Origin of the sequence: Croceitalea sp. MTPC6 (genome assembly GCF_036985525.1) — a bacterium.
GTDB lineage: Bacteria > Bacteroidota > Bacteroidia > Flavobacteriales > Flavobacteriaceae > Croceitalea.
Map to the genome: position 1 here is coordinate 58695 of NZ_BTGR01000003.1, position 13721 is coordinate 72415.

Sequence of the window (13721 nt, forward strand, 5' to 3'; positions counted from 1 at the left end):
GGTTTAAGCAGCTTTCGTATGCAAAAGCCTAGTTAGTTTAATTGATAGATCGGTAAAAATAATTTTTGCATTGCCGTTTCGTTCAACGTGAAAAATAGCCTCTTCCAATTCATGGGTAATATCCAAGATATTGTTTTCGTGCACAAAAGGGGCAAACTTATTTAGGTCGAATCCGTCCATGTGAATTTTAGCATAGACCAATTCGTTGGCGTTATAATTTAACAACAAAGCTTGCCTGATCATGGTGATGCAATAGTGCAAAAACTTCTTTTGAACTTCCCGTCCGTTTTTTGCCAATTCTTCGCTCCACAATATCAACTCATGAATTGCAGCTTTGTTCCCTTTTGCCTTAAAAGCACTACGAATCCATTGTACAAACCACTTTTCAAAAACCAAATCTTCGGAATCATTGTTCATTAAATCCAGAGCCTTATTAAAGTTTCCGTTGGCCTCATGTGCCAAACGATTGGCTTCTGGTTCTGCTAAGCCCTTTTCAACTAGCCCTTGAGCGATTATGTTGTCTGGTATGGGAGGGAAATGTAATACTTGGCAACGGGATTTAATGGTATTGATGAGCTGTTCCTCATCTTCAGCTATGAACAAGATTACGGTCTTACTCGGTGGCTCTTCAATAAGCTTTAGTAATTTGTTGGAGGCAGCAATGTTCATTTTTTCTGCCATCCAAATAATCAATATTTTATACCCTCCCTCGTAAGACTTTAGAGAAAGCTTTTTCACGATGTCATGAGCTTCATCCACCCCTATTTGACCCTGCTTTTTTTCTATTCCTATGGCCCTGTACCAATCAAAAAGGTTGCCGTAGGGCTGTTCTTTTACAAACTTGCGCCACTCCTCCAGATAATGGTCACTTACAGCATGGCTCTTTACTTTGTCCGAGTTTGCCACGGGAAAGGCAAAATGAAGATCAGGATGTGTTAAAGAAGCACATTTGCTGTTACAGACCGTATTTTCGCCTTGATTCTCACCATTTGTATTTTTGCAAAGGACATATTGCGCATACGCCACCGCTAAAGCAAGCGTTCCAGAACCCTCACCACCCACAAACAGTTGTGCATGGGGAATGCGACCAGCTTCTGCAGTGGTAGTCAAATGTTTTTTTAAATGGGATAGCCCTAAAACGTCCTTAAACAACATAAAGCAAATATACGTTTTAGTGTTAAAGGATTTTAGCGAAGAATTTAGTTGCGGCTATTGTTTTTTTAGCTCTTTTTCAAGCATAGCTATAGTGGTCAAAATAAAATCTTTCAGGTTTAGTTCGTTGATGACTACATAATCTTGGTTATGCTTATGATGCCAAATTTGATTCTCGAATTCCATGATATCATTTTGAGATAAATTAAACTTGAAGGGTGACTTATCTTTATAGGTTTCTAAATAATTACTCTTATCAATAGGTAATTTTTTGGTGATTTCTCCATTCGCCAAGGGGAAGCGCTTCATCAAAAAGGGCATTAAGTTCATGCTATAATTATCTGATCTAAAAAGTATGTCCTCTTCACAATCAACAATCAAGGTCAACCAATTGCCCAATTGCACTTGAAGCTCTTTGTTCTTTAGAATACTCACCTTTCCTGAATTGACAATTTCACTGGAAACACCGGTTATTGCATCAAAAGAGTAAAAATTGCCAATGGCAATTAGCAGCGCATCAACCCGTTCCGATTTTTGAGACAAAGAATCGGTGCGTATGATGTAGGTAAGATCTAAACAGGCTTGGGTAGCTTTTGCATTGATACTAATAGATTCTTCCAAGTCTTTCAGATTATTTTGAAACTCATCTTTTAGCGCAGTAAGTAGTTCTACCTCTGTTCTATCTTCAATCCGCTGTTGATTCCAGGTGTTTATTTGAAGTGCCAAAAGAATCCCAATAACTACAAGTAATATTTCGCCAATGGCGTATTTAAAGTATTTGCCCATTTTATTTTCTTGGATTAGCTGTTGGCGTATATGTCTAAAGAATTTAATCATTAGTTGTCTAATTCTAATTTATACCGTTTTAGGTCTTTTAAAACACTCTGGTTTTTTGTCTGTAATGTTTCAACTTGCTCTTTAATATTGAGGGACAAACCCTTAAGTAATCCAAAACGAGATTCCATCTTTGGGTTTTGAAAAACCGCTTTCATTTCATAGAGTGTTGAGGTTGAATCGTATGGTTTTAAGTCTTCATAATATTCTAACTCTAGTGGAACAAGAAACTCTTGAATATTAGTGTTAGTCAATTCAATGGCACCATCCATCATGGTCACTAAATAAGCATATTCCATTAACTCTTCTCTTAATTCTAAATTATTAATTTGCTTAAAATCCTGCGAATGGTTGCGTATTAGGTTAGACCCGTTATTAAATTTGAAAACTGGGGAAAGTTCCCCTATATATTTAATTTCCTTTATAGAGTCTGATGCACCTTGGTTAATGATTGTTAGGTAATTGTCAAAAATAGTGGACGTCATAACTGAACCTTGTATTCGCTGTGCGAATAACGCAGAGTCAACCCTTGTTTGACCAATCATTTTTTCGACCAGTTTTTGCTCATTTAAGTTGTTTTTGCGTGCCTCGTTCCAATTGTTAATTTGTAAGGCTAAGAGAATACCAATCATTACAAGGATAATTTCCCCCAAGGCATAAACGAGGTACTTTGAGAAACGACTTTCTTGTAGTAGTTTTTGGCGGATCTTACGAAAGAATTTAATCATTTACTTTTGGTTTGCTGAGCATTATAATGTTTTCAAGTGATTGTTGTACTTTTTGTAGTTCGCCACTGGTAAATAATATTTGATCTACCAATTCGCGGTTGTTCTTTACCAAATACTCGAACTCTAGAGTTTGTAAAGCATCAAAATCATTGCGCTCATCTTTAAAATTAAAATTCCAATCAAAATGTCTAGACATATATGGATCATACTGATTCCTTATATGGCTTACCGACATTAATTCTTCTTCTTGATAATCTTTAATGAGATCGTTCCATGAGATCAGCAAGTCACGTAATTTTTTATCTTTTATAATGTCAAAAGACGAAGTATTGGTTAAAGCGTTAATGCTAGATTGAGATGGGTTAAAAGTGACACCTCCATACGACCAAAATAAATAATGGGACAAAGAGTCGAGTGTCTTTTGCTCCGGTCTTTTGGTTATAGGGAATAGATCAATAATATTAGTACAGTTGTCATAAGTTTCTCTATGACTTTTAACTACAGAATCCAATTGCTTTTTATTGTTTTTAAATTCTTTATGAACACTTGCTAAAATCTGTAACTCTTTGTTGGACTTAATGCGCGTTTCATTCCAATTGTTAATCTGAAGTGCAATCAAAATTCCAATAACCACAAGCACTATCTCACCTATGGCGTATTTAAGATATTTCCCCATATTATTTTGGTTGATTAGTGAGCGGCGTATATGTCTGAAGAATTTGATCATCGATTGCTTAATGATTTATAAAGTTTATAGCTTTTTGCTAGTATAAGCGCTAAATATTTGAATCAAACAAGATTTGCCATTCATCATCAGTTTTTTGCCAGATTAAAATATACTTCCCATTATACGATCCTTCGCATTGTCCAATTTCATAAACAATTGTTTTGGAAACAGTTTCAACAATAAGTGGACTCAGTGATAATTCGTAGTTTGAATTATTCATATACGCATAATTGGGAATTAAATTTTCCCTACCTACAACCATAGGTTTATGATTGTAATACAAGGTGTTTTTACTATAGAGTGTATTAATGAGATTTTCTGCGTTATGGTCATTACAAAGCCTCATCCATTCATCTCTTTGTGAATCTATCCACTTTAAATCAACAGAAAAGTCATCTGCCTCAGCTAAAAATTCCAACACATGTTTTTCTTCTTCTTCAGAGGTGTCCCAAATAATTAAATATTTTACAAGACCACCGCTTTTATTTTTAAAGCTGCCAATTTCATAATCATATTTACCGTTGGCCTTAATACGTTTTATCGTATTCACGTCTTTAACTGTAAAGTTGTTGTTGGAGAGAATGCTAATTAGTGTGTCTCGATCAGAGAAGTCAATGCCATTTGGAGATAGTCCGTAAATATCCTCGACATAAAGCTCTTTTAGGGTTTCTAAATCTTTAGTATTAATAGCATTCATCCATTGTTCGTTGGCAGATAAAATCTCTTCTGATACTTCTTTGGTATTTAAATGAGTCTTACTTAGTTTACTTTTTTTATTAGCTGTATTACAGCTCCAAAAGAGGCACAAAGCTGCAATGAGAATAAATCTGATGGTTAGCTTGTGCGAAAACTTATTTTCGGATAGTGGCTTTTGGTGAATTTTTCGAAAGAATTTTAGCATCTTAATTATAAGTTTTGAAATTAATCAGAATTTAATTCCTTGTCAATTTCCTTAATGACTTTCTTTATTTCATTGATTGCTGAAATATGGTATTCAGAATCGTATTCAGCCGCATTTCTAATCCATTGAACATGGTTGATGAACTCCTTATCCTCCAATAATTTTTGGTAGTCACTGGGAATTGCGGATTCACGCCATTTAATGGGTTCGATATGTTCTAAATATTTTTTGTAAGTCATGTGCACGTGATCTTCCCTAAAGAAGTCGTTCGATTTTTGAATGTAGTAATAGGTTTGGTCGTAAAGATTTATGATTTGATTTCTGAGTGATTGATTTGTTAATAGCTCTACCCCGCGCGATTTAAGATTAGTAATCCCCGCCGAATTCAGACTTAATTGTTCAAAATCGTTCCAAAGATCAAAATGAATGGCCAATGAATCATGCCAGGACTTTTTTTCTTTTAAATGGGATACAACTATTTTACTTGATGCAATCACTTTCTGCATCCAATATTCCACATCCTCAATACTAGTAATATCACCCTTTAAATCTTCCTTGAATTGAGTCAATATTTCCTTTTCTATTTCTTTGGCCTTACGTTGCTCATTCCAGTTGTTTATTTGTAACGCAATTAATATTCCAATAACCACAAGAATGATTTCGCCTATGGCATAGAAGAGATACTTCGAAAATTTATTTTCGGAGAGCAGTTTTTGGCGGATTTTTCGGAAGAATTTAATCATCGTATGTCAACCTAGTTCTGTTTATGTACCTCTAGCTCTATTTCAATCATAAATTCTGGAAGCGCCAGCTCTTTTACACCAAGCCAAGAACCCGTTGGAAAATGGTTAGTATAGATTTTAGCTCTATAACTTGCTGCTTCCAGCATCTTGGGCATATTGGTGGTAAAAATATCCTCTTTAACCACATCGTCAAAAGTGCAACCATAGTGCTTTAATATTTTCTCCAAATCAGCATAACAGTTTTTCATCTGCTGTTCTATATCGCCAACCGCAGTTGGATTTCCGTCATCGTCCATACTTACGGCTCCAGAAATTTTTATAGCGTTGCCGATTTTTACGGCGTGGGAATAGCCGAAGGCTTTTTCTACTTTAGGTCTAAGCAGAAAATATTCAGGTTTTTCGGCTTCAACAATCATTTCTTTTTCCGCTACTTTTGGCACTTCTTTTTCCTTTTGTTCACAGCTTTTAATGGTAAGGATGAAGGCGGCAAACAAGGTGATTTTTACCAATTGTTCGATTGCTTTTTTCATAATAGTACTTGTTTTTTGCCTACTCTATTCGGTTTTCGGCTTACCCGTTTTTATTTCTCTAATTTTTCATTAATCATTGTTCTATGCCTTTTTTAATTAAATCCAATATCTCAACTATTCTATTCCGTAAGCTGTGCGACTGTGTATTGGCAAGATTAGAAAACGTTGCGCATTGTGCAATATGGTTTTCAAATTGAACTTCATCCAACAGATCAAAGAGATCAATTTCTTTTTTGGTATCGCCCAAATGGAAATCAGTTTTTGTGTTTTTATCCAAATGAAACGCCTCAATAATATTGTCTTCCCAATATTGATTAACAAGGTTTCTATACATGCCCTTTTCCAATAAAATGGGCATATAATTGTTATTTCTATAATGTAGCCATACCTGCTCTTCTTCTGTAACTTGTACAATTTCGCTTGTCCATCGAGAGAGCTTTTCTTTCAATTTAGTGCTTTTAATTAATTGTATTCTGCCAGAACTATTGATATCGTTAACAATGGGATCAAAGGTTGGTGAGAGTACGGTAAAGCCTAAATATTTTAGGATGCTATCATTATTTCTTTTTGGCGGATGATCCACAAAATCAAGTAATCTAAAAGAGGCGTTAATCATGTTATCTCTTAGAGCAATTTTTTCATCTAATTGCATAAGATTGCTTTTAAACTCCGATTGTAGCTGAAGTAGCAGTTCCTGCTCTTTTTTATGGTCTTTACGACTTTCATTCCAGTTGTTTACTTGTAAGGCTAACAGAATGCCAATCATAACAAGTACAATTTCGCCAATGGCATAGAAGAGATACTTCGAAAATTTATTTTCGGAGAGCAGTTTTTGGCGGATTTTTCCGAAGAATTTTAACATTGGTTTTTGGTTGGTTAATGGGGGAGCACTTATATCAAATATACAAGAACACGTGCTTCATTTTAACAAAAATCATTCAATTTCAGAGCTTTGAATTTAAAATAGCTAAAGAATCATTTCCAAAATTCATATTTCAAAAACTACAAAATCATTAAAATTTAGTGATTTGCTAACATTCTAAAGCCTAAAGAAATCTTTACTTTTGGCATTCAAACCAAGTAACTCATGAAAACACTTGAAGATTTCAATTTTGAAGATAAAAAAGCATTAATACGTGTAGATTTTAATGTTCCATTGGATGGAGAATTTAATGTTACGGATACAAGCCGTATAGAAGCAGCAAAACCTACAATCTTAAAAATTTTGGAAGATGGTGGGAGCACGGTTTTAATGAGCCATCTGGGTCGACCTAAGGGTCAGCGTAATGAAGACATGTCTTTAAAGCACATTTGCAACACGGTCTCAGACATTATTGGGGTTCAAGTAAAATTTGTAGAAGACTGTGTTGGTGAAAAAGTCGATGAAGCCTATGCGAATTTGGAAAGCGGAGAAATTTTATTGCTGGAAAACCTTAGGTTTTATGATGAAGAGACTTCAGGAGATAGTGGGTTTGCAGAAAAATTATCAAAGTACGGAGATATCTATGTGAACGATGCTTTTGGAACGGCACATAGAGCACATGCTTCAACTACCATAGTTGCCAATTATTTTCCAGAGAACAAATGCTTTGGATACTTATTGACCAAAGAGATAAAAGCGATTGAAAAAGTGATGCGAACTGGTGAAAAACCGGTTACTGCAATTTTGGGTGGTGCAAAAGTGTCCTCTAAAATCACCATTATTGAAAATATACTGGATAAAGTAGACCACTTGATTATCGGGGGTGGCATGACCTATACTTTTGTAAAAGCACAAGGAGGAAGCGTTGGAGATTCCATTTGTGAAGATGATAAAATGGAGTTGGCTTTAGACATTTTAAAGCAAGCAAAAGAAAAAGGCGTTGAAGTTCATTTACCTGTGGATGTTTTAGCAGCAGACGATTTTGACAACAATGCAAAGACCCAGATTGTAGCGGTAGACAGTATTCCCAATGGATGGCAAGGTTTGGATGCTGGACCCGCAACATTGGAAAATTTTAAGGAAGTCATTTTAAAATCAAAAACCATTCTTTGGAACGGTCCTGTTGGCGTTTTTGAAATGGAAAGCTTTGCAAAGGGTACTATAGCCATTGGAAATGCTATTGATGAGGCTACACAAAGTAGCGCATTTTCGCTAGTTGGTGGAGGTGATTCCGTAGCTGCGGTAAAGCAATTTGGCTTTGAGGATAAGGTAAGTTACGTTTCTACGGGTGGTGGAGCAATGCTGGAGAGTTTAGAGGGAAAAACCTTACCAGGCATCGCGGCAATATTAGGCTAGTAAAGACGTTATCGATTAACGGACTTTATCTTAATTTTTGATGGTTTTATCCATAATCCTTTATTTTTTCAATAAAAAACTGCATTTTCGCTAGTCCCAAACAAACTATGACCAAAATGAAACGAAGACAAATTCATTTTTGGGCTATACTGTTTCTAGCTACATTTACAGTTAACGCCCAACAAGCAGACAGCACTGCTGTAAAAGCTACGGACTCACTTGTAGTAAATATTAAGGATAAGGCAGATATATCAGCCAAGGAAACAGCACTCACTGCACTTAATATTCCTGCTGTTACCGTGGAAAAAGAGAAAGACACCCTTCAAGATTTAGCGCAAGCTTATACTTACGATAGCCTCTGGATTGCAGAACTGCACAAAAACGCTTCACATTTTCAAGAAATGTATGATGAAGTAAGCAGTTTAAAAACCGAAGAAACTTATAGTATAGATTTACCTACAGATACCTTAAAGGCACGTCTAAAAAGACTTGACGAAAAAACACCTTTTAATATTGCTTATAATCCCTCTTTAGAAAGTGTAATCAAATCTTTTTTGACCCGAAAAAGAGACTTAATGGAGAAAATGCTCACCAAGAGCCAATTCTACTTTCCATTATTTGAGCAAGAATTGGATAACCACAATGTGCCATTGGAAGTAAAATATCTAGCGATTGTTGAATCTGCTTTAGATCCAAGAGCAAAATCACGAGTTGGAGCTACGGGTTTATGGCAATTTATGTACGGTACTGGAAAAATGTACAAATTGGATGTGAGCAGTTATGTTGATGAGCGTAGCGATCCAATTTCTGCTACAACGGCTGCGGCCAAATATTTGAAAAAACTGCATGGCATTTTCAATGATTGGGATTTAGCTTTAGCTGCGTATAATTCTGGCCCTGGAAATGTAAATAAGGCCATTAGGCGTTCAGGTGGGTATAAAAACTATTGGAATATAAGACGCAATCTTCCAAGGGAGACGGCTGGATATTTGCCTGCATTTTTGGCAACAATGTACCTTTTTGAATACGCTGAAGAACACGGTCTTCGAGGTAAAAAAGTGGAACGTCCATATTTTGAAACGGATACAATCCACGTGAAAAACTTGATCACTTTTGGTCAAGTCTCGGAAATGGTGGGGATTTCAGTAGAGGAGCTTAAGGTTTTAAATCCATCATATAAACTAAACATTATTCCTAAAGTAGAAGGAAAAACATATACCTTAAGATTGCCCATTAAGCATATAGGTAAGTTTGTGAACAATGAGGAAGCGATTTACGCTTATGCCAAAAAACAAATGGATAAAGCGGAAAAACCTTTGCCACAACTGGTCACAAGTTCAGACAGAATTAGATACAAGGTTAGAAGTGGTGACTATCTTGGTAAGATAGCAGAAAGATATGGCGTGGGTGTCGGTCAAATCAAGCGTTGGAACGGTCTTAGAAGCAACAATCTTAGAATTGGACAGCGTTTGACCATATATCCAAGAAAACCGGTAATAACCAAAACTACTGCTGTTGCAAAAAGCAAACCTTCTTCCAAACCGGCAACTCAACTGCCCAAAGACCCTTCTAAGGTCCACGTGGTGCAATCTGGGGATTCCCTTTGGACAATTTCTAGAAAATACCCCGGTATTACCATTCAAAATTTAAAGGAATGGAATGGTTTAAGCGGGTCCAATTTAAAACCAGGCACAAAATTGCGTTTGTGCAATTGTTCATCTTAAGATAAGACTGTTTAACCACTAGTTCTGATCTGTTTGCTCAACTAAAAGGTCAACACACCCATTATTGCATTAAACCTTCCGATAAATTCATTATTTTCGGAACGTTATGCAAAAACTCGGAAAACTTCTTTTACTAGTTCTTTTGGTGCTTACAGCATGTAAAGAAACATCAAAAAACCAAAAATTTCTCCCGCCTTCAACTGGAGCTGTAAATTCACTGATAGTGGTCATGGAAAATGATTTATGGCAAGGACCTGTTGGTGATAGGACTAGGGAGCTTTTTGCAGACAGGGTTTTGGCCGTACCACAGAGTGAAGCCATTTTCTCGCTAACACAAATTCCCCCACAAGTTTTTAGTGGCGCAGTTTCCAATTCAAGGTCCGTACTGTATGTGCAAGAGGATAGTTTATCATTGGCCCATGTAAAGACAAATGTTTATGCGTTATCACAAAAAGTCGCGGTTGTAAAAGGCAGAAATAATGAAGAATTACTTGTTAACCTGGACTCAGTTGCCCCAAAAGCAATAACAGCTTTTAGAAAAAACGAAATAAAGGAAGCCCAAAGAAGGTTTAAAAAGTCGCTCAATAAAGAAACTGATCTTAAGGATGAGTTTGGGATAAGCATGGATATCCCTTCCGTGTACCATGTGGGCAAACATGAAGATAACTTTGTATGGCTCGATAGACAGATCTTGAAGGGCAATATGAACGTTATTGCTTACACCATGCCAAATGATGCTTTTTCCAATGATTCCACATTTGTACAGGACATTGTAAAAATGCGCGATTCCATAGGCAAAAAACACATTCCAGGACCCTATGAAGGCACCTATATGATTACGGAAAAAGCGTTTTCCCCCTACGTTTTCCCAGCAGAAGTCAATGGCTACAAAGCCGCTGAAGTACGAGGTATTTGGGAAGTTAGTGGTTATCCTATGGCAGGACCGTTTTTATCCTACATCATTAATGATGAGGTCAATAACAGAAAATTGATTATTGAAGGTTTTATTTTTGCTCCTTCCGCTAATAAAAGAGATGATTTATTAGAGTTGGAAGCAATCCTGAAAACCTTAAAAATTATCCCTAAAGGTTCTGTTTAGCTTTTTCCCTTTTGAGCTTTATTAATCAAAGGCAAAACCCGTTGCCACTCTATATACAAAAGCATATAGCACAACAAAGAATAAAATAAAGCAAAACCAAGAAAAAATCTTAAAGTATTTTTCTACGAGAAAATGCCCTAAATTCTTAAATCCTTCTAAATAAATCTCTTTAATAAGTAAAAATCTCTTCATATCGTCAATCTTTAATGTTGTTCCTAAGTTCAAAGGTTGAGCCATTTTACATCATAAATCAAGTAATTAGATGTAATCACATTAAAAAGAGATTAAAGGAGGCTAAAAAGCTATAAAAATGATGAAAGGACAATTATAATCGATAAAAGAAGTTAGTGCCTTTGCGCTAAAAAGAGGTTTTTTAAAGATGAGATGCAAAAAGAGCCAACATTTTAAAATGTCGGCTCTTTTTTATGTCTTTTGCAATATAGTTGCTACATGTTTACAATGATAAATTCTGAACGTCTGTTTTGTCTATGCCTTTCTTTACTGCATCTTACACCGTCACCACAATCATTTAGCAGTCTTTCTTCACCATAACCAATTGCGCTTTCAATTCTGGAAGAATCTATACCTTGTGCTATTAAATACTCTTTGGTAGAAGTGGCACGCTTACCAGAGAGGTATTTATTGTAGGCAGCATTACCAATAGCATCCGTATGGGATTCTACTTTAATGACCATGGTCGGGTATTCTTTCATTACCTCAACCAATTTATCGAGCTCTTCTGATGCATCTTGTCTAATATTGAATCGGTCAAAGTCAAAGAAAATCATTTCAGTTTTTAACTTTTTAACTCCTTCTTCGACTACAATCATTTCTTGTAGGCGTTTCATTGGTTGGATAACATCTACTACCTCATTGTTTTTAGTTGCTACTGAGGTTGTCTCTTCAAAATAACCCTCTAAAATTGTCTGAAGAGTATAGTCGTCGGTGGATTTTAAGTTATTAAAGCGGAAACTGCCTTTTTCATTGGTTCTAATTTCCCCAACACGTACATTCTCATCATTGTATAAAGAAACCATAGCGTTAGGTAAGGAATCACCAGTGATTCTATCCACTATATAACCTGAAATCTCATTCAGGTTAGGCATTGATTTTCGGGTTGGGACAAAGGAATAAATATCATCTTTCCCTTTTCCACCCGGTCTGTTTGAGGCAAAATATCCTTTTTCCGTATCCTCATCAATAATAAGGGAAAAATCATCCCTGTTACTGTTAAAAGGAGCACCTAGGTTTTCTGCTTTGGAAAAACCTTCAGCACTAAAATTGGACTCATAAATATCCAGCCCTCCAAGCCCTGAAGCCCTATTCGAGGAAAAATAAAGTTTGTTTTTGGTAATAAAAGGGAACATTTCTTTCCTAGAAGAGTTTACTGCCAAACCTAAGTTTCTTGGTTTGGAAAAGGTGCCATTTTCTAAAACATCAACCACATAGATATCTGTTCCGCCATAACCACCGGGCATATCGGACACGAAGAACAGCTTTTTGCCATCTGCGGTCAACGCTGGATGACCTGTAGAGTAGTTATCACTATTGAAAGGAAGCTCAATAGCCTCTGTCCATTCCCCATTAATTTCTTTTGACATGTATAGCTTAAGGTGATTGATACCCTTTTTATCCCTTTTTATTTTTTTCTTACCGTAATTATTTCTGGTAAAGTAAATAGTCTTATTATCTGGAGAGAAACTAGCCGAAGCTTCATGGTACTTTGTATTCACGTTTTTAGAAAAACGATAGGTGCCAGATGCATCATTATTTGTAGAATCAACTTTTGCGGTATATAAATCCAAATAAGGTTGATTGTCCCATTTATACTTTCTGGTATTTAAAAACAAAGTATCCTTTGCAGAGGTATAAAGCAATTTATCCTTACCATAGTACATAGGGGAAAAATCGGAATACTTAGAATTGATTTTTAAATTCTTTAGATTAAATCTTGATTCCTCTTCTAAACTTTCTCTAATAGCGGCAGCGTCTTCTTTTAACTTTTTTGCGTTCTTTTTGTTCATTACCGCCATAATACGGTTTGCCCTCCTTTTTCTTCCGGTTCCTTTTAAAGTATGAACGTAATTAAAAAGGGAGTTTTCTGAAATTTCATCTTCATATTCTTTGTATAACATATGATAGCGTTCATATGCCTGCTTAATATTGGAGTTAAAGTAGTGGGAATCCCCAGACCTTGACAATAAATACCTTGAAGGTTTCTCTTTATTTTCCTCAATGGCTAAATCGTAGAACTTAGCAGCTTCTGCGTACCACATCTTATCAAAAAAACCATCAGCTTTTCTAACCAGCTTGCTCTTTTCTTTCTTTACAGTTTTTGAGTCATTTACGTAGTCCGCACTTTCATTGTCCTCAAACTGTAAGGTAGAATCTATCGGGAGCTCTGCAATACTATCTTCGGATAGTTTTTGGGCATTGAGTCCAAATGATATGAACAGTATAAATAAAAAGTTTGCTTTAATCATGATTCACTTTCGTTCAACGACAATAAAGCCGCCTTGTGATATAGGCACATAGCTATCCTATTAACAACGCCGAAATTACATTATCACATATAAAAGAATTAGTTTTTGTTGTGAAAAGGGATGTTTGCGGGGTGAATTGTATTTTTTGGGTGTTTTTTATCGATATACCCCTTGAAATAGAGCTATTTCAAAAGCTTTGGAAGAAATGAAATTTAAGAATTTTCGTTTGTTTTATCTTCTAATTTTTCATCTTCTTTAGAAGCATCCTTAAATTCTTTGATACCGCTGCCCAAACCACGCATTAATTCAGGGATTTTCTTGCCTCCGAACAATAAGAGTATGCACAGAACAATGATGGCGATTTGCCAAGGACCAACTAAACCGAGAAATATATTTTGAGCAATCATATTAAACACTATTTATAAATGGATTGTAAAAGTACAAAAAAAGAAGATGCACTTATTTTTGATAACGAAAAATCGCCTTAAGAATTGTGGTATTTGCTGATTTTTAGAGATGTGC

14 protein-coding genes are annotated in these 13721 nt (G+C 35.8%); 3 read left to right on the forward strand and 11 right to left on the reverse strand.

Annotation, left to right across the window (positions count from 1 at the left end; translation table 11 throughout):
• Positions 1-3 precede the first annotated feature (3 nt).
• The 8 genes from AACP56_RS06805 to AACP56_RS06840 all read right to left on the reverse strand — a co-directional run bounded on the left by AACP56_RS06805 (position 4) and on the right by AACP56_RS06840 (position 6477).
• On the reverse strand, positions 4-1155 hold the full coding sequence (locus AACP56_RS06805; protein WP_339336104.1) for a DNA polymerase III subunit: 1152 nt from the start codon (positions 1153-1155) through the stop codon (positions 4-6).
• Positions 1156-1209: 54 nt separating this feature from the next.
• Positions 1210-1989, reverse strand: coding sequence for a DUF6090 family protein (locus AACP56_RS06810; RefSeq protein ID WP_339336102.1), 780 nt, complete (start codon positions 1987-1989; stop codon positions 1210-1212).
• Positions 1989-2714, reverse strand: a complete 726-nt coding sequence (locus AACP56_RS06815; protein ID WP_339336100.1) for a hypothetical protein — start codon at positions 2712-2714, stop codon at positions 1989-1991. Before AACP56_RS06815 ends, AACP56_RS06810 begins: the two co-directional genes overlap by 1 nt.
• Positions 2707-3390, reverse strand: coding sequence for a DUF6090 family protein (locus AACP56_RS06820; RefSeq protein WP_339336098.1), 684 nt, complete (start codon positions 3388-3390; stop codon positions 2707-2709). The genes AACP56_RS06815 and AACP56_RS06820 overlap by 8 nt, the downstream gene beginning before the upstream one ends.
• A 100-nt stretch (positions 3391-3490) precedes the next feature.
• On the reverse strand, positions 3491-4342 hold the full coding sequence (locus tag AACP56_RS06825; protein WP_339336096.1) for a nuclear transport factor 2 family protein: 852 nt from the start codon (positions 4340-4342) through the stop codon (positions 3491-3493).
• 20 nt (positions 4343-4362) lie between these two features.
• On the reverse strand, positions 4363-5085 hold the full coding sequence (locus tag AACP56_RS06830) for a DUF6090 family protein (RefSeq protein WP_339336094.1): 723 nt from the start codon (positions 5083-5085) through the stop codon (positions 4363-4365).
• 11 nt (positions 5086-5096) lie between these two features.
• On the reverse strand, positions 5097-5501 hold the full coding sequence (locus AACP56_RS06835) for a RidA family protein (protein WP_445227701.1): 405 nt from the start codon (positions 5499-5501) through the stop codon (positions 5097-5099).
• A gap of 187 nt (positions 5502-5688) precedes the next feature.
• The gene (locus tag AACP56_RS06840) at positions 5689-6477 is read right to left on the reverse strand and encodes a DUF6090 family protein (protein WP_339336090.1); all 789 of its coding nucleotides are present in this window, start codon (positions 6475-6477) and stop codon (positions 5689-5691) included.
• Between the two features lie 225 nt (positions 6478-6702).
• On the opposite strand from AACP56_RS06840, the gene AACP56_RS06845 reads away from it, so the two are divergent.
• The 3 genes from AACP56_RS06845 to AACP56_RS06855 all read left to right on the forward strand — a co-directional run bounded on the left by AACP56_RS06845 (position 6703) and on the right by AACP56_RS06855 (position 10716).
• Positions 6703-7893: a phosphoglycerate kinase gene (locus AACP56_RS06845; RefSeq protein WP_339336088.1), complete on the forward strand. Its 1191-nt coding sequence runs from the start codon at positions 6703-6705 to the stop codon at positions 7891-7893.
• Between the two features lie 116 nt (positions 7894-8009).
• The gene (locus AACP56_RS06850) at positions 8010-9617 is read left to right on the forward strand and encodes a LysM peptidoglycan-binding domain-containing protein (RefSeq protein ID WP_339336085.1); all 1608 of its coding nucleotides are present in this window, start codon (positions 8010-8012) and stop codon (positions 9615-9617) included.
• Between the two features lie 106 nt (positions 9618-9723).
• Positions 9724-10716 (forward strand): DUF4837 family protein, encoded by a 993-nt coding sequence (locus AACP56_RS06855; RefSeq protein ID WP_339336083.1) that lies wholly within the window; start codon positions 9724-9726, stop codon positions 10714-10716.
• A gap of 21 nt (positions 10717-10737) precedes the next feature.
• Here AACP56_RS06855 and AACP56_RS06860 read toward each other — a convergent pair whose 3' ends face one another.
• The 3 genes from AACP56_RS06860 to AACP56_RS06870 form a co-directional block, all read right to left on the reverse strand.
• The gene (locus tag AACP56_RS06860) at positions 10738-10908 is read right to left on the reverse strand and encodes a DUF6747 family protein (protein WP_339337023.1); all 171 of its coding nucleotides are present in this window, start codon (positions 10906-10908) and stop codon (positions 10738-10740) included.
• Positions 10909-11162: 254 nt separating this feature from the next.
• Complete coding sequence (locus AACP56_RS06865) at positions 11163-13199, reverse strand: OmpA family protein (protein ID WP_339336081.1); 2037 nt, start codon at positions 13197-13199, stop codon at positions 11163-11165.
• 212 nt (positions 13200-13411) lie between these two features.
• Complete coding sequence (locus AACP56_RS06870) at positions 13412-13606, reverse strand: twin-arginine translocase TatA/TatE family subunit (RefSeq protein WP_339336079.1); 195 nt, start codon at positions 13604-13606, stop codon at positions 13412-13414.
• Positions 13607-13721 lie beyond the last annotated feature (115 nt).